The organism is Nakamurella aerolata (genome assembly GCF_013002705.1).
GTDB classification, from domain to species: domain Bacteria; phylum Actinomycetota; class Actinomycetes; order Mycobacteriales; family Nakamurellaceae; genus Nakamurella; species Nakamurella aerolata.
In genome coordinates, this window is the sequence record NZ_JABEND010000002.1 from 134,761 (window position 1) to 156,993 (window position 22,233).

At 69.1% G+C, this 22,233-nt stretch carries 18 protein-coding genes; 12 read left to right on the forward strand and 6 right to left on the reverse strand.

The features are described from left to right. Positions 1-9 precede the first annotated feature (9 nt). Positions 10-537, reverse strand: coding sequence for a phage holin family protein (locus HKD39_RS03885; protein ID WP_343074583.1), 528 nt, complete (start codon positions 535-537; stop codon positions 10-12). Between the two features lie 122 nt (positions 538-659). Beyond that, on the reverse strand, positions 660-1,730 hold the full coding sequence (locus tag HKD39_RS03890; protein WP_171198541.1) for a LacI family DNA-binding transcriptional regulator: 1,071 nt from the start codon (positions 1,728-1,730) through the stop codon (positions 660-662). Between the two features lie 168 nt (positions 1,731-1,898). On the opposite strand from HKD39_RS03890, the gene HKD39_RS03895 reads away from it, so the two are divergent. The 7 genes from HKD39_RS03895 (at position 1,899) to HKD39_RS03925 (ending at position 11,879) form a co-directional block, all read left to right on the forward strand. After that, positions 1,899-3,323 (forward strand): sugar ABC transporter substrate-binding protein, encoded by a 1,425-nt coding sequence (locus HKD39_RS03895; RefSeq protein WP_212753921.1) that lies wholly within the window; start codon positions 1,899-1,901, stop codon positions 3,321-3,323. A gap of 7 nt (positions 3,324-3,330) precedes the next feature. Further along, positions 3,331-4,938, forward strand: coding sequence for an ABC transporter permease subunit (locus HKD39_RS03900; protein ID WP_212753922.1), 1,608 nt, complete (start codon positions 3,331-3,333; stop codon positions 4,936-4,938). 59 nt (positions 4,939-4,997) lie between these two features. Further along, a complete protein-coding gene (locus HKD39_RS03905) occupies positions 4,998-5,870 on the forward strand; it encodes a sugar ABC transporter permease (RefSeq protein ID WP_212754055.1) in 873 nt (290 codons plus the stop codon). Between the two features lie 3 nt (positions 5,871-5,873). Then, on the forward strand, positions 5,874-7,754 hold the full coding sequence (locus HKD39_RS03910) for an alpha-amylase family glycosyl hydrolase (RefSeq protein WP_171198543.1): 1,881 nt from the start codon (positions 5,874-5,876) through the stop codon (positions 7,752-7,754). Between the two features lie 35 nt (positions 7,755-7,789). After that, a complete protein-coding gene (locus tag HKD39_RS03915; protein ID WP_171198544.1) occupies positions 7,790-8,773 on the forward strand; it encodes an alpha/beta fold hydrolase in 984 nt (327 codons plus the stop codon). A 379-nt stretch (positions 8,774-9,152) separates the two neighbouring features. After that, positions 9,153-11,123 (forward strand): HNH endonuclease, encoded by a 1,971-nt coding sequence (locus tag HKD39_RS03920; protein WP_171198545.1) that lies wholly within the window; start codon positions 9,153-9,155, stop codon positions 11,121-11,123. 15 nt (positions 11,124-11,138) lie between these two features. Next, the gene (locus HKD39_RS03925; RefSeq protein ID WP_171198546.1) at positions 11,139-11,879 is read left to right on the forward strand and encodes a MerR family transcriptional regulator; all 741 of its coding nucleotides are present in this window, start codon (positions 11,139-11,141) and stop codon (positions 11,877-11,879) included. 28 nt (positions 11,880-11,907) lie between these two features. On the opposite strand, the gene HKD39_RS03930 is transcribed toward HKD39_RS03925, so the two are convergent. The 4 genes from HKD39_RS03930 to acs all read right to left on the reverse strand — a co-directional run bounded on the left by HKD39_RS03930 (position 11,908) and on the right by acs (position 16,449). Beyond that, positions 11,908-12,453, reverse strand: a complete 546-nt coding sequence (locus HKD39_RS03930) for a VTT domain-containing protein (RefSeq protein ID WP_171198547.1) — start codon at positions 12,451-12,453, stop codon at positions 11,908-11,910. Next, positions 12,434-13,069 (reverse strand): methyltransferase domain-containing protein, encoded by a 636-nt coding sequence (locus HKD39_RS03935; protein ID WP_171198548.1) that lies wholly within the window; start codon positions 13,067-13,069, stop codon positions 12,434-12,436. Before HKD39_RS03935 ends, HKD39_RS03930 begins: the two co-directional genes overlap by 20 nt. A 94-nt stretch (positions 13,070-13,163) precedes the next feature. Continuing rightward, on the reverse strand, positions 13,164-14,339 hold the full coding sequence (locus HKD39_RS03940) for an LCP family protein (RefSeq protein ID WP_171198549.1): 1,176 nt from the start codon (positions 14,337-14,339) through the stop codon (positions 13,164-13,166). A 109-nt stretch (positions 14,340-14,448) separates the two neighbouring features. Further along, entirely contained in the window at positions 14,449-16,449 is a 2,001-nt protein-coding gene (acs, locus tag HKD39_RS03945) for an acetate--CoA ligase (RefSeq protein ID WP_171198550.1), read from the reverse strand. A gap of 202 nt (positions 16,450-16,651) precedes the next feature. Here acs and HKD39_RS03950 point away from each other — a divergent pair, with 202 nt between their 5' ends. From HKD39_RS03950 to HKD39_RS03970, 5 genes are all read left to right on the forward strand, one after another. Continuing rightward, a complete protein-coding gene (locus HKD39_RS03950; protein WP_212753923.1) occupies positions 16,652-17,485 on the forward strand; it encodes a hypothetical protein in 834 nt (277 codons plus the stop codon). An 829-nt stretch (positions 17,486-18,314) separates the two neighbouring features. After that, positions 18,315-19,406, forward strand: a complete 1,092-nt coding sequence (ssd, locus tag HKD39_RS03955; protein ID WP_171198551.1) for a septum site-determining protein Ssd — start codon at positions 18,315-18,317, stop codon at positions 19,404-19,406. Next, on the forward strand, positions 19,403-20,569 hold the full coding sequence (locus HKD39_RS03960) for a TadA family conjugal transfer-associated ATPase (protein WP_171198552.1): 1,167 nt from the start codon (positions 19,403-19,405) through the stop codon (positions 20,567-20,569). The genes ssd and HKD39_RS03960 overlap by 4 nt, the downstream gene beginning before the upstream one ends. After that, positions 20,563-21,390, forward strand: a complete 828-nt coding sequence (locus HKD39_RS03965; RefSeq protein ID WP_171198553.1) for a type II secretion system F family protein — start codon at positions 20,563-20,565, stop codon at positions 21,388-21,390. Before HKD39_RS03960 ends, HKD39_RS03965 begins: the two co-directional genes overlap by 7 nt. After that, positions 21,387-22,139, forward strand: coding sequence for a type II secretion system F family protein (locus tag HKD39_RS03970; protein WP_212753924.1), 753 nt, complete (start codon positions 21,387-21,389; stop codon positions 22,137-22,139). Before HKD39_RS03965 ends, HKD39_RS03970 begins: the two co-directional genes overlap by 4 nt. The last annotated feature ends 94 nt before the right edge of the window (positions 22,140-22,233 follow it).

Genomic DNA, 22,233 nt, shown 5'->3' on the forward strand with positions numbered 1-22,233 from the left:
CGAGGTGCCTCAGCGGCGCTCCAGCGGTGCCACCGGTCCGGGGGCAGCCGCCGGGTAACCACCGGGGTTGTGCGGTTTGACGGCGCCGGTCAGCGCCTGTTTGGTCTGGTTGAGCTCGGCGATGGTGTGTTCGGGCGCCTTGACCTTCTTCACCTTGCGCCAGCCCAAGAAGCCGAACACCGCCGCCATCAACAGCATTGCGACAAAAACGATGGTGAACGCCAGCCAGCGCCACAGCCAAATCGACAGGATCTCGGCGATCATGAACCAGAAGAACCACAGCGAGAACAGCGCAACCACCCCGGCGATGATGAAGAACACCGCGCCGACCGCGCCCTGCTTCACCGATTGGGTGATCTCGGCCTTGGCCAGCTCGATCTCGCCCCGGATCATCGTCGACATGCTGGAGGTGGCGTCGGCCACCAGCTTGCCCATGGAGGCGCTGCGGTCGACGTCGCGCTCGGCCACCAGCGGGATGTCGGAGCGCTTGGTGAGGTCGGGCTGGCTGCTGGACTGTGGGTTTCCGGGGGTTGCCACGGTCCCTCCTTATGCCGTTCGAGACCTGCCGTTGGCTGCGGGCCCGAAGTGGCGAGTCGTTCTGGTTCCGGTCGGTTCCTGCTTCAGTGTGCCCGCGGCGAGTGCTGCCACCGGAGCGCTGATCATCCTCGCATGCTTACGGTTCGGTCGGGCACCGAAGGGGAAGCGGCGGCGCGCGGCGGCACCACTCGCGGGCCGGAGCCGGTCGACCCGCGCACCACCAGCTCCGGCTGGAACTGCAGTTCGGTGCGGTGCGGCGGGTGGCCGGCGATCTCGTCGGCCAGTGCCTGCACCGCCGCCATGCCCATGGCCAGCACCGACTGCCGGATGGTGGTGAGCGGCGGATCGGTGTAGCCCATCAACATGGAGTCGTCGTAGCCGATCACCGAGACGTCGCCCGGTACCTGCAGCCCGCGGGCCTTGACGGCTCGGATCGCGCCGAGCGCCATCAGGTCGGAGCCGCAGACCAACGCCGTACAACCCTTGTCCAGCAAAACGTTTGCCGCCGCCTGGCCGCCCTCGACGGTGAACAGCGTGACGGACACCTGCTCGGTGGCGTCGGCGCCGAGATGCCGGCGGACGGCGGCGCGGTAACCGGCCAGCTTGCGCTGCGCCGGGACGAATCGCTGTGGCCCGACCGCGAACCCGATGGCGGTGTGGCCCAACGACACCAGATGCCCGACGGCGAGGTCCATGGCGGCGGCGTCGTCGTCGGAGACGAAGGACGCGTCGATCCGGTCGGTGTAGCCGTTGATGAACGCCAGCGGCAGGCCGGATTCGCGCAGCCGGGAGTACCGGGACAGATCCGCGGTGGTGTCGGCGTGGAAGCCGGAGACGAAGATGATTCCGGCCACCCCGTGGTCGCCGAGCAGATCGATGTACTCGTCCTCGCTGATGCCGCCGGGGATGCGTGAGCACAGCAGCGGGGTGAAGCCCTGCTGCGCCAGCCCGGACTCGATGACCTGGGCAAACATCGGGAAGATCGGGTTGTCCAGTTCCGGGATGATCACCCCGACCAGGCCGGTGTGCCGGCGCTGCAGCAGGGCGGGACGCTGGTACCCGAGCACGTCGAGTGCGGTCAGCACGGCGCGCTTGCTCTGTTCCGAGACGCCGGAGCGCTCGTTCAACACCCGGGAGACGGTTGCGGTGCTGACCCCGGCGTGGGCAGCGATGTCCGACAACCGCGATGTCATGGCGAGGACAGTACGGTCTGCCGGCTCCCTTGCAAAGGCTTTCGGCCGAATGCAAGCCCTTTCGGTTGCTGAAAGTTCTTGCTATGGTCCTTGCAACTCGTTCTGGCTTCGTGCCAACTCGTTTGTGACGACCGACACCGACCCCGGTGCCTCACCCCAGGGAGAGCAATGAAGCTCCGTGTAACCGCCCGTGCCGCCAAGTCGGCCGGCATCGCACTCACCGCAGGCATGCTGGCCGTCAGCCTGGCCGCCTGCAGCAGCGACAACAACTCCGGCGCATCGTCCGAGTCCACTGCCGGCGGTGCCGGTGCCACCACCGGCGACACCGGTGCGGCCGGGGCCAGCGGCGGTGCCGCTGCCAGCCAGGGCGGTGCCGCGGGCAGCGGTGCTGCCGCCTCGCAGCCGGCCGGCAGCGCCGCAGACACCGCGGCCGGCGGCGGCGCCGTCGCCGGTTCCGGCGCCACCATCACCGTGTGGGCCGACGAGCTGCGCGCCAAGCCGCTGACCGACATCGCCAAGAAGTTCGAGGCGGACACCGGCGCCAAAGTGGTGATCCAGCAGAAGGACTTCGGCAAGATCACCAACGACTTCATCGCCCAGGCGCCGACCGGTAAGGGCCCCGACATCATCGTCACCGCGCACGACGGTCTCGGCAAGATGGTGCAGAACGGCGTCGTTGCGCCATTGGAGTTGGGGGACAAGGCCTCTCAGTTCCAAGACGTCACCATCAAGGCGATGACGTACAACGGCAAGGTCTACGGCCTGCCCTACGCGGTGGAGAACATCGCGCTGGTGCGCAACACCGCGCTGGCCCCCGACAAGCCCAAGGATTTCGACGACGCCGTCGCCACCGGCCAGAAGCTGGTCAAGGACGGCAAGGCCAAGTTCCCGTTCCTGGTGCAGCAGGACGCCAAGGGCGGCGACCCGTACCACATGTACCCGTTCCAGACCTCTTTCGGCGCACCGGTTTTCGCCTCGACTCCTGATGGCGGGTTCGACCCGAAGAAGCTCACCATGAACAGCCCTGAAGGCGTGAAGTTCGCGCAGTGGCTGGCCAAGCAGGGTAAGGCCGGAGTCTTCAAGGGCACCATCTCGCAGGACATCGCCAAGGACGCCTTCGCCAAGGGCCAGTCACCGTACATCGTCACCGGACCGTGGAACGCGCCCGACTTCGAAAAGGCCGGCATCAAGTTCACCATCGAGGACGTGCCGTCCGCCGGCGGTCAGCCGGCCAAGCCGTTCGTCGGCGTGCAGGGCTTCTTCGTCTCGGCCAAGAGCAAGAACGCGTTGCTGGCCAACAGCTTCGTGCTCGACTACCTGTCCACCGAGCAGGTGCAGCTGGACCTGTACAAGTCCGGCGGCCGCGCCCCCGCGCTGAAGTCGGCCTTCGACAAGATCAAGAGCGACCCGGTGGTCGCGCAGTTCGGTGCCGTCGGCGCCAAGGGCACCCCGCAGCCGAACATCCCGGCGATGGACGCGGTGTGGAGCGACTGGGGCACCACCGAGCTGGCGATCATCCAGGGCAAGGGCGATCCGAAGGCGCTGTGGGACAAGATGTGCGCCTCGATCGAGTCCAAGATCGCAGCCGGCTGACCCAGCCGTGACCGTGCAGCAGACCCCGGCGCCGGAGCGGTCCGGCCGGCGCCGGGGGGTCGGTCTTGCGGCTTCGGCCGGCAAGGGTTTCTACGTCAAGCTGGTCTTGATGGCGGTGGTCGACGCCCTCGGACTCTACGGCATCATCGCGCTCGGCAGCCAGCACTCCTGGGTGCCGATGATCTTGATGATCGTCGCGCTGATCGTCGTGAACATCGTCTACTTCACCCCGCGGTTGACGGCCAGCAAGTACCTGGTCCCCGGGCTGATTTTCCTTTTGGTCTACCAGGTTTTCACGGTGCTGTACTCCGGCTACCTGGCGTTCACCAACTACGGCGACGGGCACAACTCCACCAAGGAGGACGCGGTCGCCGCGCTGCTCACCCAGAGCGAGCAGCGGGTACCTGACTCGGCCGAGTACCCGCTCACGGTTGCCGTGCAGGGCAACAAGATTGCCTTCCTGGTGCTGGACCCCGGCACCAAACAACCGGAGATCGGCACCGCGGACGAGCCGCTGCAGCCGGCCACCGGTGCCACCGTTTCCGGTACCAGGGTGACGGCGTACCCGGGCTGGCAGGTGCTGCGGCTGGTCGACATGCTGCAACGCGGGCAGGCCTTCACCAATCAGCTGACCCAGCTGCGGGTCCCGATCTCCGACAAGCCGGAAGACGGGTCGATCCGCACCCAGACCGGCCAGACGGCATACGTGTACCGGTCGACGCTGAGCTACAACGCGGCGGCCGACACCCTCACCGACTCGGCCACCGGAACGGTGTACCGGGCAGGCGACACCGGCAACTTCGTCGCGCCGGACGGGCAGGTTCTTGAACCCGGCTGGCGTACCGGGGTCGGCTTCTCGAACTTCATCAACGTGTTGAGCGACAAGTCGATCCGCGGGCCGTTCCTCGGGGTGTTCGTCTGGACCTTCGTCTTCGCCATCCTCACCGTGCTCGGCAGTTTTGTGATCGGGTTGTTCCTGGCCGTGGTGCTCAACGACACCAGGATGCGCGGCCGGCGCATCTACCGCTCATTGCTGTTGCTGCCGTATGCGTTTCCCGCGTTCCTGTCCGCGCTGGTCTGGCAGGGCCTGATGAACAAGGACTTCGGCTGGATCAACCAGGTGCTGCTGGGCGGCGCCGACGTCGACTGGCTCGGCGACCCGTGGATGGCACGGCTGTCGGTGCTGATCGTCAACTGGTGGCTCGGCTTCCCCTACATGTTCCTGGTGGCCACCGGCGCGTTGCAGGCCATCCCGGCGGACATCACCGAGGCCGGCGCCATTGACGGTGCGTCCCCGTGGCAGATCTTCCGGCGACTCAAGCTGCCGCTGCTGATGGTCTCGCTGGCACCGCTGCTGATCACCTCGTTCGCCTTCAACTTCAACAACTTCAACACCATCTACATGTTGACCGGCGGCGGGCCGAAAGACCTGTCGGCGTCGGTGGACGTGGGATCCACCGACATCCTCATCACGTTCGTGTACAAGCTGGCGTTCGGCGGGGTCAACAAGCAGTACGGCCTGGCGAGTGCCATCGCCATCATCATCTTCGTGGTGGTCGCCCTCATCTCGGCGATCTCCTTCCGCCGCACCAGAGCGCTGGAGGATCTGAACTGATGAGCGTCGTCGCTCCCGTCCCGGAGGTCCCGGCCGCAGTCCCGGACGACTCGGTGTCAATGAGCAAGCGTCCCTTCAACTTCGGGCGCTGGTTCAAGGCCACCGGCTGGCGGCATCTGGTCGGCCTGGTGGCGCTGGTGTTCGCGATCTTCCCGCTGGTGTTCGTGCTGTCGGCGTCGTTCTCGGCGGTGGCCACACTGACCGGCTCGAACGCGCTGTTCTCGAGCTTCACGCTGGCGTCGTACAAGGCGCTGTTCAACGACCCGTTGAACCCGTACGGCTGGTGGTGGCTGAACAGCATGTGGATCGGCGTCGTCACCGCAGTGGCGACGGTGTTCCTATCGGCGCTGGCGGCATATGCCTTCTCCCGCTTCCGGTTCCGTGGCCGCCGCGCCGGGCTGCTGTCGCTGATCCTGATCCAGATGTTCCCGCAGCTGCTGGCGTTCGTTGCGATCTTCCTGCTGCTGTCCGGGCTGCAGGACGTGTTCCCGGCGATCGGCCTCGGCACCCGCTGGGGGTTGATCTGCGTCTACCTCGGCGGAGCGCTCGGCGTGAACACCTACCTGCTGTACGGGTTCTTCAACACCGTGCCGAAGGAGATCGACGAGTCGGCGAAGATCGACGGCGCCGGGCACGCCAGGGTGTTCTTCACCATCACGCTGCGTCTGGTTGCACCGATCCTCGCTGTGGTGTCGCTGCTGTCGTTCGTCGGAGTGCTCAACGACTTCGTGATCGCCTCGATCACCCTGACCGATCCGCAGTCGCAGACCCTTGCGGTTGGCCTTTACTCCTTCGTGTCCAACCAGTTCAGCCAGCGCTGGGGCATTTTCGCCGCCGGCTCGGTGCTCGGCGCGTTGCCGGTGGTGCTGCTGTTCCAGTTCCTGCAGCGCTACATCGTCGGCGGCCTGACTGCCGGCTCGGTCAAGGGCTGAGCGATGTCCGACGTCCCGCCGGCGGCCGGCCTGCCCACCATCGGCCTGCCGGCGGCGCATCACGACGGTTCCGAACTGTATGTGCCGCAAGGTGTTCCGGTACTCGGTTCGACCGTCCCGGTCAGGGTGCTGGTCAGCGACCCGAGCGTCACCGGCGTGCATCTGCGCACCGTCGCCGACGGTGAGCCGCGCTGGGTTAGCGGCGCGTTCACCACGGACGGGTCCGATGCGGCAGGCCAGCGCTGGTGGACCGGGGAGCTGCCGATCACCGGGCCCGTCACCCGCTACCGCTTCCTGCTGGAACGCGCCGACGCGGCCGGACAGCCGCTGGAACCGGTGTGGCTCAACCAGTTCGGTCTGATCGCTCGCGACGTACCCGACTACCACGACTTCCGGATCAGTACCAACGACCCTGGCCCGGACTGGGCGCTGGACGACGTGGTGTACCAGGTGTTTCCCGACCGCTTCGCCCGCAGCGCCGGCGCCCCTGCGGTCGCCGAGATCGCCCCGGACTGGGCCGTCCCGGCACAGTGGGACGACCCGGTGATCGGCACCGGCCCGCAGACGCCGCTGCAGTTCTACGGCGGCGATCTGGACGGGGTCCGCGAGCACCTCGACCACCTGCGGGCGCTCGGCGTGACGCTGCTGTACCTGACCCCGGTGTTCCCGGCCAGGTCCAATCATCGTTACAACGCCTCGACATTCGCCGAGGTCGACCCGCTGCTGGGCGGTGACGAGGCGCTGGCGGCGCTGGCCGATGCGGCGCACCGGCAGGGCATCAGGGTGATCGGTGACATCACCACCAACCACACCGGCGACGATCACCCGTGGTTCCGGGCGGCGCGGGCAGTCGATGCCTCCGCCGAGGCGCGGGGCCGCTACTACCTTTCCGACGACGGCAGCTACATCTCCTGGCTGGGCGTCGCTTCGCTGCCCAAGCTGAACTTCGGGTCGAAAGCCTTGCGGGAAGACCTGTACGGCAGCCAGGACTCGATGATCGGGCGGTGGCTGCGACCGCCGTTCGAGCTGGACGGCTGGCGGGTCGATGTGGCGAACATGACCGGTCGGCACGCCGCCGACGACTACACCCTCGACGTGGCGCGTGGCATTCGGCAGCGCATCGACACCGACCGGCCGGAGTCGTTGCTGATGGCCGAGCACGGTCACGACTACACCGCCGACCTGGTCGGCGACGGCTGGCAGGCCACCATGAACTACGCCGGCTTCACCAGGCCGGTGTGGAGCTGGCTCACCGGCGGCACCGACATCGGCGGCCAATTCCTCGGTGTGCCAGGGGGTATCCCGCGCCGGCCGGCCGAGGCGATCACCGGCACCATGCGCGACTTCGACGCGCTGGTGCCGTGGACGGTGCAGCAACGCAACTGGAACATCCTCGACTCGCACGACACCCCGCGGTTCGTCGAGATCGCCACCGACCCGGCTGTCGCCGAGGTCGGCATCGGGCTGCTGTTCACCATGGTCGGCGTACCGATGATCTTCGCCGGCGCCGAGATCGGCATGCGCGGCGTGAACGGCGAGGACGCTCGCCGGCCGCTGCCGTGGGACCGCCGCGCCGAGTGGGACATCGCGCGGTTGTCCATGTTCACCGAGCTGATCGCGTTGCGGCGGTCGGTCGAGGCGCTGCGCCGGGGCGGGCTGCGGTGGCTGCTGGCCGAAGGTGACGTGATCGCCTTTCTCCGGGAGACCCCGCGGGAACGGATCCTGGTGGTCGCTGCCAGGGCCGCCTGGGACGGCGCCGCGTTGCCCGCTGCGCTCGGGTCGGCCGCCGAAACCCTATACGGCGGAACTGATCTGCTCGATTCGTACGGGGCGCTGGCGGTGCCGGCCGGCGGACCGGGGCTAGGGGTCTGGCGGTTGCACTAACGGCCGACGTGTCGTCCTCGGTAGGGTCACCGGTCGTGTTCGTCAAGTCTGAAGTGCGCGATTCTGGGCTGCTGTCGGTTGACGCTGTGCATGAGATCTATTGGGAGGAGGCCGGTAACCCGCACGGGATCCCTGCCCTCTACTTGCATGGCGGCCCGGGAGGCACGTTGGGCGCGGGTGCCTACCGAAGGAAGTTCGATCCGGCCAGATTTCGGATCATCGGGCTCGATCAGCGTGGTTGCGGTCGATCCCGTCCGCACGTGACAGCGCCCGGCTACGACTTGAGGCAGAACACTACGCAGCACCTGATCGATGACATCGAAGCAGTGCGCAAACACCTGGGTATCGATCGTTGGCTCGTCAACGGCGTGTCGTGGGGCACGACGCTCGCGCTGGCATACAGCCAGGCGCACCCGGACCGGGTGCTTGGGCTGGTGCTCATGGCAGTGACGACCACTGATCGCTTCCAGGTGGACTGGATCACCGAAGATATCGGTGCCATCTTTCCCGAGGCTTGGGATCGGCTGGCCGACCACGCCGAACGGGCCGGAATCGGCTATCGCCGTGGGACGGGCCGGGTAGTCGAGGCCTACGCCCAGCTGATGACCGACCCAGACCCGCTCGTCCGTGATACCGCCGCCATCGCCTGGCGGGACTGGGAAGAGCACCACGTTTCGATCGGAACTGACGGAATCGTCAGAGACCCTCGGTTCGACGATGCCGACCACCGGCAAGTCTTTGCGACGCTGGTCACGCATTACTGGGCACACGACGCGTTTCTGGACCCACCGGTTCTTCAGCGGATGGACGCCCTGCGCGGAATCCCGGGGACGCTGATCCATGGTCGCCGGGATGTGAGCGGGCCGGCCGTTGTGGCCTGGCGACTTCACCAAGCTTGGCCAGGCAGCGAACTCCACGTCGAAGAGTCTGAAGGCCATGGCGGCCCAGAGATGGTCCACGCTTGGTGCGCTGCGAACAACGCGCACGCCGACCGGATCGACGCTGCGCAACTGCTTTAGAGCCCCATCTGTGAGTGCGCCATCGATTAGCGAGACGGCTAAGAGGGTGGCAGGAATCGCTCAATCGGCCCGGAATCGCTTAACTGGCAACGGGTTTGATCGTGCGACAGCATGCTGGCCCTGGTGGAACGTGGCCTACGAGCCCGACGGCGAGTTCTCGGTCTCCCGACCCCCTGACCTGTTCGTGTTGAGTGCCGCGACCCTGCATCTGGCTGTGCGGCCGTCGTTCGGTGGGCGGCGGCCGACCCCCATCCGAGCGGCCGGTGCGGGCATTCGAAGAAAAGTTCGAAAAACTGGGTTATAACTTATGCGGGACTCCGCTGCCCTCGGTAGACTGAGGGAAGAAAGGCGAGACTGGGATGCGGTGAGGGGAGGGCTCATGGCGGCAATCGCGGACGTGATGCAAGCCGGCTCCGCTTGCGTGCGGCGCGACTCGGGTGAGGGGCTCGGCATGTCCAGTGCCAGCCCACCCGCCGCTGCTGACACCGGCGCGGCCGCCGACGCCATCGCCCAAGCCTGCGCGGAGTTGACCGCATTGTTGGCCGGTGCCGCAGCGTCACCGGACCGGGCGGCAGCTGTCGACCGGCTCGCCGCTCTCGAGCAACTGGTCGGTGCGGCCAACGGCGCGATCGCCGCTCAGTCACTGGCCTTTGCCGAGGCCGAGCGCGCCAGACAGGTCGCCGCCGGCGTCTCCTCCCGCCAGCTCGGCCGCGGAGTGGCCGAGCAGATTGCCTTTGCGCGCAGGATGTCGCCCGCCGCGGCAAGTCACCAGCTCGGCGTCGCCCGCGCCCTGCGCGATCGGCTGCCGCAGACGTTTGCGCGCCTCAGGGAAGGGGAGCTGTCCTTGGCCCAATGCCAGATCGTCTGCCGTGAAAGCTCTTCGCTGGAAGATGAGCAGGCTCGGCTCATCGACAACGGACTTGCCGGCCAGCTGCATGGCTGGAGCCTGCAACAGACCGAACAAGCTGTGCGCCAGGCGGTCTACACGCTCGATCCGCACGGCAGCGTCGACCGGCGAGCGCGAGCGGCCAAGCAACGACGGGTCACCATTCGACCACTACCCGATGCCATGACGATGATCTCCGCGCTACTTCCGATGGAGCTCGGGGTCGGCATCTGGACCAGCCTCACCCGGCAGGCCGAGCATGCGATCGGCGTCGGCGACGAACGCACCAAAGATCAACTCCGGGCCGACGCGCTCGCCGAGCGGCTGCTCAGCTCAGCACATGAACCTGCCGCTGGCCTCACCCTTGTCAAAGACGCTGAGGTGAGTGGCTCTCACATTCCGAAGCAGAGCGACGCAAGCGGTGGTCGAAACGCTGCGCATGCCAACGACTCTGAGCCCGGTTCCGATCCGGCCTGCCAAGCCCGCTCGGACGCGCCTGGTCAGCGTGCTCACCGGGCCGACCGCACGCCGGGAAGACGTTCATCAGATTCCGATACGTCGGTTTCCGTGATCCCGCCGGCGCATCATGGTGGTGCTACCTCAGAGTCTGCGACAGCAGAACCTGAGACAGAGTCTGCGACAGCAAAACCTGAGGCCCCGGCGTCACACCCCACCGCCCGGCGCTCCGACCCCGCCGAACCACCTGCGGGCGAGAATGATCCACCACGTCTACGGCGCAGATCCCCGCTGTACGAGCGCTTCGGCGATGCCCAAGCCACACCGCTCGCATCGGCCGAGGGTTCGGTTCCCCGGCCGCCCAATCTCGACGTGCACCTCGTCATCGTGATGACGGCAGACACCCTGCTCGGATACAGCGACCGGCCCGCCAAGCTGGACGGTTACGGACCCATCCCGGCTGAACTGGCTCGCGACTTCGCCTCCGGAGACTCCCTGCACCGCAGAGACAACAGCGCCGTCGTGGGCAGCAGAGACAACAGCGCCGTCGCAGCCAGCAGTCCCGCAGACAGCAAAGACAACAGCGCCGTCGTAGACGGCAACGGCGCACTCGGCAGCGCGAAGAGCTGGCGGCGGGCCAAGGTGCGGCTCACCAGGATGCTCGTCGACCCCATCGACGGCGTCCCGGTGGGCATGGACGCCCGCCGCCGCGACTTCACCGGCGTGCTGCGCGAGCTGGTGCTGCATCGCGATCCGCAATGCGCCCAACCATTCTGCTCCGCACGGTCCCGCCATGCCGACCATGTTGTGCCCTACGCCGCCGGCGGTACCACCACGCTGGAGAACGGCCAGGGCCTGTGCGCGTCCGGCAACTACGTGAAAGAGATCCCGGGTTGGCGCACCGAGCGGCGGCGCCAGGGCACGGTCGTCACCACGCCAACCGGGCACCGATATCTCACCGAACGCACCCCGCCATTGGGCCTGCCGCCCAAGGCTTGGCGGCTGTAGCCGGGCCGTCACATCGTGGTTCTGCCGGTGACGCGTGAGCGCAGCTCCACGTCATCGACCTGGCTCGGCCTTGGCGCTATCGATAGTCTTACTTTCATGCGCATCGGTGAACTGGCAAAGCAGTCCGGAGTGCCGGCCGCGACCATCAAGTACTACGTCAGGGAAGGTCTGCTGCCCGCCGGTGAATCCACCGGCTACAACCAAGTCGACTACACCGACGCCCACCTGCGCCGGCTGCGGCTGGTGCGGACGCTGATCGACATTGGCGGCCTGCCCGTTGCCGTGGTCCGCGAGGTGCTCAGCACGCTCGACGCCGATGATGCTTCCCTGTTCCACCTGATGGGCGTCGCACAGCAGGGCACCATCGCGCATCGGGAGCTGCACAACGACGATGCGGAACGCCGCGCCAAAGACCTCGCCAACCAACTGGTTTCCGACAACGGCTGGCAAGCCAAAAAGAAGAATGCTGCGTACGGCGCACTCGTCGAGGCGATCGCCTCCTTGATCCGCATCGGCAGAGAAGACCTGCTGCCACTGCTGCCGGCATATGCCCAGGCTGCCGAAACGGCCGCCGCCGCCGACATCGCAGTCACCCTCGGCGATGTGACAACACCAGGGGAACACGGAGTGGCGAAGGAGCAGATCATCGAGCGGGTCGTCGCGGGCACCGTGCTTGGCGACCGCATGATCGCAGCCATGCGCCGCCTCGCGGCAGAAGCACACAGCCGGCGGGCACTGGCGCGACGCCGGCACTAGCGCCAACGTCCGCCGACGCAGCTCCCTGCTACCCGCCACCGAGCAGACGAGCGGCCGAACCCCCGAGCGTCAGCTCCAACGTCACCCACACGGTCGCGGCCGGCACCGACGCGGCAGCTACCGGCCATGGTCGAGAACCTCTGCGCCCCACCACATTCGGCACCACCGACCGCAGGTACGGCACAAACCGTGCCAGCCCGACGGCCAACCAGCCATGACGTGCGGCGAAGGCGTCGGCCCTGTCCATCGCTCCTCGCAGCCGTGCGGGTCGTCCCGCCGGTCGGCGCTTGGGTGCCGATAGCCGCGTGGTCCGCATCGCCGCCGGCACTCGCAACCGCGGCCCGAGAAACACACCGAGTAGGTCGCCGGCGACGCACCCCGCAACGCAGCACGCCAGCACCACCCAGAACGTCGGTCGGCCAACGGTCAACCCGCCGAGGATCAGCAGCAGCGCGGCGCTTGGCATCAGAATGCCTGCAGGAGAACTGGTTTCCGCCACCAAGCAGGTGACGGCGAGCACCGCGATCACCCACGGGCCCCAGGACCCGACCGCGTCAGCCCATCCGGCCAGCACCGGCGAGTCCTCGACCGCGCAAGGTGAATACCTCTGCCGGGGGCAAATTGCTGGCAACGACCGCCCGATGGGCCGTCCGGAACTCGCGGCAGAAGTTCTGCAGCAGCACCCGGTTCGCCGCGCGCCGTTCCCGGGTTCGTCTGCCGAGCACCCGATCGGTGGCAACCGCTCCCAGGTAGCGGAACCACGTCAGGGTGCCGCCATCGGCCAGCTGGCGCCGCAAACACCCCAGCACGGCCCGCACCTCGGCGGTCGGAAGATTGGCAAAGGGTATGCCGCAGACGACGAATGGGAAAGGGCCGCCGCTCAGCGCGGCATCCTGCACTGCCGCCGGATAAACGCTGACCTGCGGGTAGCGCTGCGCCAGCAGCCGGGCGAACCGCTGGTTGGGCTCCACGGCGGTGACGCTGGCCCGCGGCGCACGCCGCAGCAGCATCCGCGTCACCGCTCCAGTGCCTGCACCCACCTCGAGAATGCGTCCGCCGGCCGGCAGCTCGGCCGCAGGCAACGCGAGCCGGGCGGCGAGTTGGCGTCCGCTCGGGGTGACCGAGCCGATGGCGGCGGGCTGCCGCCGGGCCTGGCCGGCGTAGATCCAACGATCAAGGGCTTGAGTCATCACGATCCTATCGACATCGACGCTATCGATAGCGACACTATCACCAATGCCCGGCGCGGGGAGCCGACCGGCGGCCCGGGGTTCAGCGCGGACTTCAGCCGAGGGTCTGGTCGTTGCGCAGCTTGGCGAACATGTCGGCGGCACCTGGCGCGGCATTCAGCCCGTCGGACGAGGTGGACGGTGTCGTCGGGATGGTCGAGAAACTTACCGAGCTGGCACCGCCGCCCAACTGGCGGGCCAGATCGAGCAGACCGTCAACGCTGACGTTCGCGGTGGTGGAGTTCTGGATGAAGGTGTCGACGGTGCGGTTCAATCGCGCCGGATCGCTGAGCATGCCGGAGCTCGACAACTGGCGCATCATCGCCGCGATCAACTGCTGCTGGCGTTTGACCCGACCCAGGTCGCCGGTCGGATCGCCTTGCACAATGCGGGATCTCGCCAGCTTCAACGCCGTCGCACCGTCGATCTGCTGAACGCCGGCCTTCGCGATCACGGTGCCCTGGTTCTTGTCGATCACTGGGCCGGGGAACGACATCCGCAGCCCGCCCAGGCTGTTGACGATCGCTCCGAAACCGTCGAACTGGAAGGTGATCAACCGATCGACGCGCAGCCCGGTCAGCGCCTGCACGGCCTGCACCGAGCAGCGCGGCCCACCAACGGCGTAGGCATTGGTGATCTTCCACTGGGTGGCCGCGCTGCGGAAGATCTGATTCGACACCTTGCCGGTGGCGTTGTCCCAGTTATGGCACTGCGGCGCCGCGACGTAGGTGTCGCGCGGGATGGACAGCACGCTGGCCTTGCGGTGCCCGGCATGCAGGTGCACCAGCATGATCACGTCGGACTGGCTGGTGCCCTCGCCGACGCCGTTGGTCGCGTCGCCACGGGTGTCGACGCCGAGCACCAGAATGTTCTCGGGCGCGGTACCGGCCGCGCTGTTCAGCGGCGGCAGGGTGGCGCCGCCCGCGGGCCGCCCGGCACTCGGCTCTGTGCCGGTTCCGTTTTCGGCGCCTGCGCCGCTGCCGGCGCCCGCCGCACCGCCGGCTCCGTTGCCGGCCGCCGGCCCGCCGTCGGCCGGCCGGATGTTCGGGTCGTCCGGCACCAGAGCGTCGACTTGGCGGGCCGCCAACTCGTTCTCGGCGTGGTGTTTGAAGCCCCAGCTCACCCCGACAACGGCGAGCACCGCGACCGCCACCACCGCGAGCACGCTGCGGAGCGTGACGACGGCCGCACGGCGACCGGACGACCGGCCCGGCGATCCGCTCTCCGACATGCGACCTCCCGCGTGCGCTCGCACAGTAGCCCAAACGGGCTAATGCTCATGTGCACAGAGTAACGGACATGGCTGCCCTGGTCGACGCTTATCGGTCGATCGCTACCGGTTACTCGCTCGATCCGCCCGAGGTGAGCCCGCTGGAAATCTGATCCATCACCGTCGAATCCGCGAGCGTGGTGACGTCGCCGACCGGGCGCTGCTCGGCGACGTCGCGCAGCAGCCGGCGCATGATCTTTCCCGACCGGGTCTTCGGCAGCTCGGCCACCACCATGATCTGTCGCGGCTTGGCGATCGGACCGATCTCCTTGGCGACGTGGTTGCGCAACTCGGTGATGTGTGCGGCGGCGGCATCGTCGTCGCCCTCCTTGGCCGCGGCCGCCGCCTCGCCCCGCAGGATGACGAACGCCACGATGCCCTGCCCGGTGGTCTCGTCGGTGGCGCCGACCACCGCGGCCTCGGCGACCGACGGATGCGACACCAGAGCCGACTCCACCTCGGTGGTGGAGATGCGGTGGCCCGACACGTTCATCACGTCGTCCACCCGGCCCAGCAGCCAGATCGCGCCGTCGTCGTCATACTTGGCGCCGTCACCGGCGAAGTAGTAGCCCTGCTCGGCGAACCGCGACCAATAGGTGTCGCGGAAACGCTCGTCGTCGCCCCAGATGGTGCGCAGCATCGCGGGCCACGGCTTGTCCAGCACCAGGTAACCGCCGCCGCCGTTGCCGACCGGCTGGCCGTCGTCCCCGACGATGGCGGCGCTGATCCCCGGCAGCGGGCGCATCGCCGAGCCCGGCTTGGTGTCGGTGACGCCCGGCAGCGGCGAGATCATGATGCCGCCGGTCTCGGTCTGCCACCAGGTGTCGACGATCGGACACCTGCCCCGCCCGATGTTTTCCCGGTACCACATCCAGGCCTCTGGGTTGATCGGCTCGCCGACGCTGCCGAGCACCCGCAGCGAGTCGAGCTGGTAGCGGGCCGGAATGTCCTTGCCCCACTTCATGAATGTGCGGATCGTGGTGGGCGCGGTGTAGTAGATGCTGACCTTGTACTTGTCGACGATCTCCCAGTGCCGGCCCTCGTGCGGGGAGTTCGGGGTGCCCTCGTACACCACCTGGGTCGCTCGATTGGCCAGCGGCCCATAGACGATGTAACTGTGTCCGGTCACCCAGCCGATGTCGGCGGTGCACCAGTAAACGTCTTGTCCCGCCTTGTGATCGAACACCGCGTCGTGGGTGTAGGCCACCTGGGTCAGGTAGCCGCCGGTGGTGTGCAGGATGCCCTTGGGCTTACCGGTGGTGCCGGAGGTGTACAGGATGAACAGCGGATGCTCCGCATCGAAGAACTCAGGGGTGTGCTCGGCCGACTGGCGCTGCACCAACTCGTGCCACCAGATGTCCTTGTCGCCGAAATCGGCGTCAATCCCGGTGCGGCGCACCACAAGTACGTTCTCGACCGGCGAGTCGTCGCCGGCTACCGCCTCGTCCACCGCCCGCTTCAGCGGCATGGCCTTGCCGCGACGGAACTGACCGTCCGCGGTGATCACCAGCTTGGCCTCGGCGTCGGCGATCCGGGACCGCAACGCCTCGGACGAGAATCCGCCGAACACCACCGAATGTGTCAGGCCGAGCCGGGCACAAGCCAGCATCGAGACGATGGCCTCGGGGATCATCGGCAGGTAGATCGCCACCCGGTCGCCGGCTTTCAGGCCGAGCTCGGTGAAGGCGTTGGCCGCCTTGGACACCTCGTCCTTGAGCTCGGCGTAGGTGATGGTGCGGGAATCGCCCGGCTCGCCCTCCCAGTGGATCGCCACCTGGTCGCCGTGGCCGGCGTCGACATGCCGGTCCACACAGTTGACCGACGCGTTCAGCTTGCCGTCGGCAAACCACTTGGCGTGCGGTGCATCCGACCAGTCGAGCACCTGAGAGAAGGGAGTTTGCCAGTCCAGCCGGTTCGCCTGCTCTGCCCAGAAAGCGTCGCGGTCGTCGTCGGCCCGCTGGTACGCCTCGGCGGTGACGTTGGCCTGCTCGGCGAACCCCGGCGGCGGCGGGAAGCTGCGCTGCTCGGTGAACAGATTGTCCAGAGCGGCGGCTTGCTGGTTGTGGACCACGATGTCTCCTGTGCGATGGACGTGCGCTGCGGCAGCCGTGCTGCCGTGCGGGCGGTGGCGTCGATGCCTGGTCGCCGACAGGGCGAGCCCGCAGGCTCGAAACTAGCCGCCCGTCGATGCCGCTGCCAGGGCGGGTCCAGCGGTAGCCGCCGCAGCTGTCCGTCCCCGCAGCGGTCCGGTTCGGCTGTGACAGCCTGAGCGGATGAGTTCACCTTCCGGATCTCCGATGGCGGCGGCGTTGCCGCGGCTGCGGCGACTGGCGGCCCGGCCGCAGGTGGCCGAACAGCTCGCCGGGGTGGCGACGGCGGTGCGGGCCGTGCACACCCACCGCAGCAACATGCGCGGCTGGGCGCGGTCGGCCGCGGCCGCGTCGGTGCGCGCGGCCAGGGCGTCCGCCGCGCTGGACGGCGGGGATCCGCGGCTGGACGCCGAGGCCGAGTCGATCGCCGACCCGGTGCTGGCCGGGGCGCTCAGGGTGTCAGCGGCGCTCGGCTCGCTGGTCGGGGTGTGGCCGCGATCGCCGCGGCAGGTGCTGGCCCGGCTGCATGTGCTGGCCGCCCGTGATCTGGTTGCCGACGACGACCAGCTCGGACGGCCGGCAGCGGGAGCGGCGGCCGGGGCCGCCGCCGCGTCGGTGACCGAGCTGGTGGCGCTCGGCGACGCCAACGATCCTGTCGAGGCATTGCTGCGGGTGGGACTGGTGCACGCGGAACTGCTGCGCGGCAGCATGTTCGGCACCGCGGACGGCGTGGTCGCCAGGGCCGCCGCCCGGCTCACCGCGATGAGCAGCGGCCTCGACCCGAGGGGGCTGTGCGTCCCGGAGGTGGGCGCGTTGCGGGCCGGTGCGGGCTACCGGCGCTGGCGGGACGCCGCTGGTGCGCTCCATCTCGACGCTGCCGCCGAGCCGGCCGATGATGAGCCGGCTGGTGACGGGGCGGCTGATGATGAGGCGGGGGTGAGCTGGCTGCTGGAGCATGCCCGCTGGTGGCAGCTGGGGGCGGCCGAGGGTCAGTCCATCGCACGGCTGAACGGGTGAATTTGGCCGACGGATCGCATGCCGCCGGGTCCGAACCACCGGAAAAGGAAGACGGCGCTCGGCGGTCGAAACCGCCGGGCGCCGTCCACGCGAATGACGACCGGCGAGCAAGCTGCACCGAGTTCTCGTCGCCGTAGCGGACCAGCGGGTGATTCCCGAACGGCCCTGGCGGCGCACCTTCCGCGGCGTTGGCGGTGAGTGGGTACCGGCGATTCGCGACGGACTCTCCGCACCCGGGGTGTGCCGCGATTTCTCTTCCACCGCGACTGTGGCCGGAACGGGGATCCGTGTCAGTAGTGATACTCCGGGAGCAGCCAAAAGACAAGAGTTGCAACGGTATTGCGTCATCGGGAGTGGGCCGGACCAGCTCATCGGGTGGGGTTCGCGGCGGACCGTCAGCCGACCCCGATCTCGCGCCCGGCCGGCAGCCGCTGTTTCGTCCCATGTTCACCCGTCCGGCGTAAAGTCCTTTGCGCGACATGTCACATCGGCTTCCGCTACACGGAAAATTGACGAATCACTATCGGCGCGGGGTGACGCCCGCCGGATGGAAGCGCTATCGTTGAGGCGTCGGTTTCATCCCCCCCGGAACCGACCACCCGGTTCAGTTCAACCCCCCGGAACTGAACCCCCGCGGCCCCCGCCTCCCCCCTGGCGGGGGCCGCCCCTTATCTCCGGCGGGTTCTCCCACCGCGGCTCGTCCGCTGGCCCTTGCCGTCACCCGTGTCGACACCGGCTTGTCCACACCGGGTTGTCCACACCCCGGATTTCGATCCACATTTCCGGCCGGCTGCTCGACGCCGCCGGTACTGCCCGCTGCGATGGACCGATGGAACATCGCCCACTGATCGTGACGTCCGACCCCGATCTGCTCGACGACGTGCTGCGGATGGCCGCTGCCACCGGCGTCGAACTGCAGCACGAGGCCGAACCGATCAACCGGGGTGCCTGGCGGACCGCCCCGTTGATCGTCATCGACCTGCCGCAGATCCCGCGAGCGCTCGGCGCCGGCTTCCCGCGCCGGGACGCGTTGATCGCGATCGCCCGTGCCCAGCCGGACGAGGCTGCCTGGCAGCACTGCGTGCGGCTGGGTGTTGAACAGGTGCTCCTGCACCCCGCCAGCAGTGCCGACGCGGTCGACGCCGAGCAGGTGCTGGTCGAGCGGTTCTCCCGGCTGACCAGCTCCGTCGGTGAGGGCGGCGCCATCGTCGCCACCCTCGGGGCCTGCGGCGGCGCCGGCGCGACGGTGCTGTCAGCGGCGACAGCCATCGCAGCGCAGCGCGCCGGCCGCCGCACCCTGTTGGCCGACTGCGATCCGTGGGGTGCCGGGCTCGACGTTGTGCTCGGGATCGAACCCGACACCGGTCTGCACTGGCGAGATCTTAAGGCGCCGGCGGGCCGGCTCGCCACGGCGGCGCTGCGCCGCGCCCTGCCGTGGCTGACCGTCGGCCGCGACCAACTGCCGGTGCTGACGTACGGAACCGGCAGCCAGCGGCAGGTGTCACCGGATGTGGTCGACGTGGTCCTGACCTCGGTCCGGCAGGCCGGTGAGCTTGCGGTCGTCGACCTGCCGCGCACCCCTGAACCGGTCGCCGACCGGGTGCTCGGACTGGCCGCGCTGGCGGTGCTGGTGGTTCCCGCCGACGTCCGCTCCACCTATGCAGCGCTGCGGCAACGGCAACGGCTGGCCGATCTCGGCGTCCCGGCGGCGCTGGTGGTGCGTGGGCCGGCGCCCGGCGGGCTGACGGCCGACGAGATCGGCGAGGCCCTCGGGCTCGACGTCTTGGCCACCATGCGTCCGCAGGCCAGGCTCGCCACCGAACTCGACAACGGGCGGCCACCCGGTCTGGAGCGGCGCTCGCAGCTGGCCAAGGCCGCCGAGCGGGTGTTGGCCGGAGTGCAGCAGCTGGCCGCGGCATGACGTCAACGCTGCCCACCGGCCTGGTGGAGAAGGTGCAGGCGCGGCTGGCCGACCAGCGCAGCGAGCCGACCCCCGCGGCCCTGGCGGCGGCAGTGCGCGCGGAGTCGAGCGCGCTGGTCAGCGATGCGGAAATGCTGCGGTTGTTGCACGTGCTGCAGCGTGAGCTGGTCGGTGCCGGCCCCCTGGCCGACCTGCTGGCCGACGCCGACACCACCGATGTGGTGGTGAACGGCCCTGGCGACGTGCGGGTGGATCGCGGGCACGGCTGGGAAACCGCGGACGTCAGCTTCGCGGACGAAGCCGCGGTGCAGCGGCTGGCGCGCCGGCTCGCCACCGCCGCCGATCGCCGGCTCGACGAGGCACACCCGTACGTCGACGCCCGGATGGCCGACGGCACCCGGCTGCACGCGGTGTTGGCGCCGGTGGCCGCCTCCGGAAGCTGCTTGTCGCTGCGGGTGCTCCGGCCGGTGCGGCACACCCTGGCGCAGTTGGCCGCCGCCGGTGCGCTACCAGGGGTGTGCACGCAGTTGCTGCCAGCAGTGGTGGCGGCGCGGCTGGCCTTTCTGGTCTCCGGCGGTACCGGGTCGGGCAAGACAACGCTGTTGTCGGCGCTGCTCACCGAGGTGGCCGCCGACGAGCGCCTGGTCGTGGTGGAAGATGCCGAAGAGCTCCGGCCGCCGCACCCGCACCTGGTCCGGCTGGTGGCCAGGCCGCCCAACATCGAGGGTGCCGGCGGTGTCGACCTGCGGCAGCTGGTGCGGCAGGCACTGCGGATGCGGCCCGATCGGCTGGTGGTCGGCGAGGTGCGCGGCGCCGAGGTGATCGAGCTGCTCGCCGCGCTCAACACCGGGCACGACGGCGGTGCCGGCACCCTGCACGCCAATACCGTCGCCGACGTGCCGGCCAGGGTCGAGGCGTTGGCCGCCGCCGGTGGCATGGAACGCGCCGCGGCGCAGGCGCAACTGTCCGGCGCCATCCAGGTGGTGCTGCATCTGCGGCGCCACAAGGGGTTTCGCCGGGTTGCCGAGGTCGGGGTGCTGCAGCGCCGGGACGACGGCGGGGTGCGGGTGGTCCCTGCGGTGCGCGACGGGGTGGTGGTGCCACCCGGCGGCCCGATGCTGCGGGAACTGCTGCAGGCGCGCGGGGTGAACCCGCCGTGGTGAGGCCACTGCTGGCCCTGCTGGTGGTGGCGACAGCGCTGGTGCTGTGGCCGGAACAACCGGCGCTGCGGCGCTGGCGCCGGCTGACCGGGACATTGCCGCCGCTGGGCACCGGAGCCGGTGCGAGCCGCCCGAGCGCCCGCATTGTTGCTGGCTGGCAACGACTTCCGCTGCCGTTGGGAGCTGCATTGCTCGCGGCGCCGTCGGCCTGGTGGCTGTTCGGCGCGCTCCCGGCGATAGCCGCCGGCCTGATCGCCGCGACCGCCGCGACGCTGATTCGCGGGTTCCGCGGCGCCCGGCGGGAGCGTCGGCTGTGGGCCGAGCTGGCCGCCAGGGTCCGGATGCTGACCCGGGAACTGCGCAGCGGTTCACCGCCGGCGGCCGCTGCCGAGCTGGTGGCCGCCGGTGCCGGTGCCGACGTGGCGCAGCAGCTGCACCAGCTGGCGGCCCAGGCGCGGTGGGGGCTGCAGCGGCCCATCGGCGGCCCGGCGCCGGTGCGCGCTGTCGGTCGGCAGTTGTCGGCGGGTCTGCGGCTGGCCGTCCGGAGCGGGGTGCCGTGGGCGGCGTTGGTGGAATCCGCGGCGGTCGACATCGACGCCAGGGTGCGGGTGGCCGAAGACCGCGCCGCCCAGGTCGCCGGTCCGCGGTTCTCCGGTTATGTGCTGGCGGCCCTGCCGGTGTTCGGTCTGCTGCTGGGCGCCGGCATCGGCGCCGACCCGCTTGCGGTGTTGCTCGGGCCGGCACCCGGCGGGGTGCTGCTGCCGGTCGGGGTGCTGCTCTGCTGCGCCGGGCTGCTCTGGTCGGCGCGCATCACCGCGCGATGATGCCGCACTCGGACGGCCCGCTGGTGGCGCTGCTGTTGGCGCTGGCGGTGCTGAGCTGGCCGGCGCCGGGTCTGCGCGCCGCGAAACCCCCTTCGCGGCAGCAGGTCTCGGTGTCGGCCCGTTGGCGTGCGACGGCGGTAGCAGCCGGATTGTGCGCTGTGGTGGCGGTGCTGGCGCCGGCCTACTGGTGGCTCGGGGTGCCGGCGGGTGCGTTGGCGGCCTGGTGGTCGCTGCGGCAGGACGTCAAGGTTCCGGCGCGGACGGTGGTGCGGCAGCGGGCCGAGCTGGCTGCGCAGTTGGACCTGGTGGCTGCGTGTCTGCAGTCCGGGCTGCCGATCGCGGGCGCGCTCGCAGCGGTGCGCGAATCCATCAAATCCGTTGGTGCGGGGGACGTTGCGGACGCGGGAGAATCGGCCGGCGCCGGCGCGATGGCACTGGATCAAACAGCGGCGCTGTTGGCGATCGGTGCCGACCCGGAGACCGCATGGCGGCCCGCTGCCGAGCATCCCGACCTTGCCTCGGTTGCCGCCGCCGCGCGCCGATCTGCCAGTGGCGGAACAACTCTGGCCGAGGCGTTCCGCGAGCAGGCGGTGCTGCTGCGTCGGCAGAACGCCGCTGCTGCGCAGAGCGCTGCCGGTAGGGCGGGGGTGTTGATGACGGCTCCGCTGGGCGCCTGCTTTCTGCCCGCGTTCCTGTGCCTGGGTCTGGCACCCGCGGTGGTCGGACTGTTGGAGCGGCTGCCGCTGTGAGCCGTGCTCGTTGTGGACAGAGTTGTCCACCGGCGGTTTCGGCATCCACATTCTGTCGTCCACTGCTGACGAGTTCGCCGCGATCAGCCATGGT

Excerpts from the sequence above, each read along its gene's own strand:
- HKD39_RS03890 (WP_171198541.1), bottom strand. The coding sequence starts at position 1,730 with ATGACATCGCGGTTGTCGGACATCGCTGCCCACGCCGGGGTCAGCACC.
- HKD39_RS03895 (WP_212753921.1), top strand. The coding sequence starts at position 1,899 with ATGAAGCTCCGTGTAACCGCCCGTGCCGCCAAGTCGGCCGGCATCGCA.
- HKD39_RS03905 (WP_212754055.1), top strand. The coding sequence starts at position 4,998 with ATGAGCAAGCGTCCCTTCAACTTCGGGCGCTGGTTCAAGGCCACCGGC.
- HKD39_RS03910 (WP_171198543.1), top strand. The coding sequence starts at position 5,874 with ATGTCCGACGTCCCGCCGGCGGCCGGCCTGCCCACCATCGGCCTGCCG.
- HKD39_RS03920 (WP_171198545.1), top strand. The coding sequence starts at position 9,153 with ATGGCGGCAATCGCGGACGTGATGCAAGCCGGCTCCGCTTGCGTGCGG.
- HKD39_RS03935 (WP_171198548.1), bottom strand. The coding sequence starts at position 13,069 with ATGACTCAAGCCCTTGATCGTTGGATCTACGCCGGCCAGGCCCGGCGG.
- HKD39_RS03940 (WP_171198549.1), bottom strand. The coding sequence starts at position 14,339 with ATGTCGGAGAGCGGATCGCCGGGCCGGTCGTCCGGTCGCCGTGCGGCC.
- HKD39_RS03950 (WP_212753923.1), top strand. The coding sequence starts at position 16,652 with ATGAGTTCACCTTCCGGATCTCCGATGGCGGCGGCGTTGCCGCGGCTG.
- ssd (WP_171198551.1), top strand. The coding sequence starts at position 18,315 with ATGGAACATCGCCCACTGATCGTGACGTCCGACCCCGATCTGCTCGAC.
- HKD39_RS03960 (WP_171198552.1), top strand. The coding sequence starts at position 19,403 with ATGACGTCAACGCTGCCCACCGGCCTGGTGGAGAAGGTGCAGGCGCGG.
- HKD39_RS03970 (WP_212753924.1), top strand. The coding sequence starts at position 21,387 with ATGATGCCGCACTCGGACGGCCCGCTGGTGGCGCTGCTGTTGGCGCTG.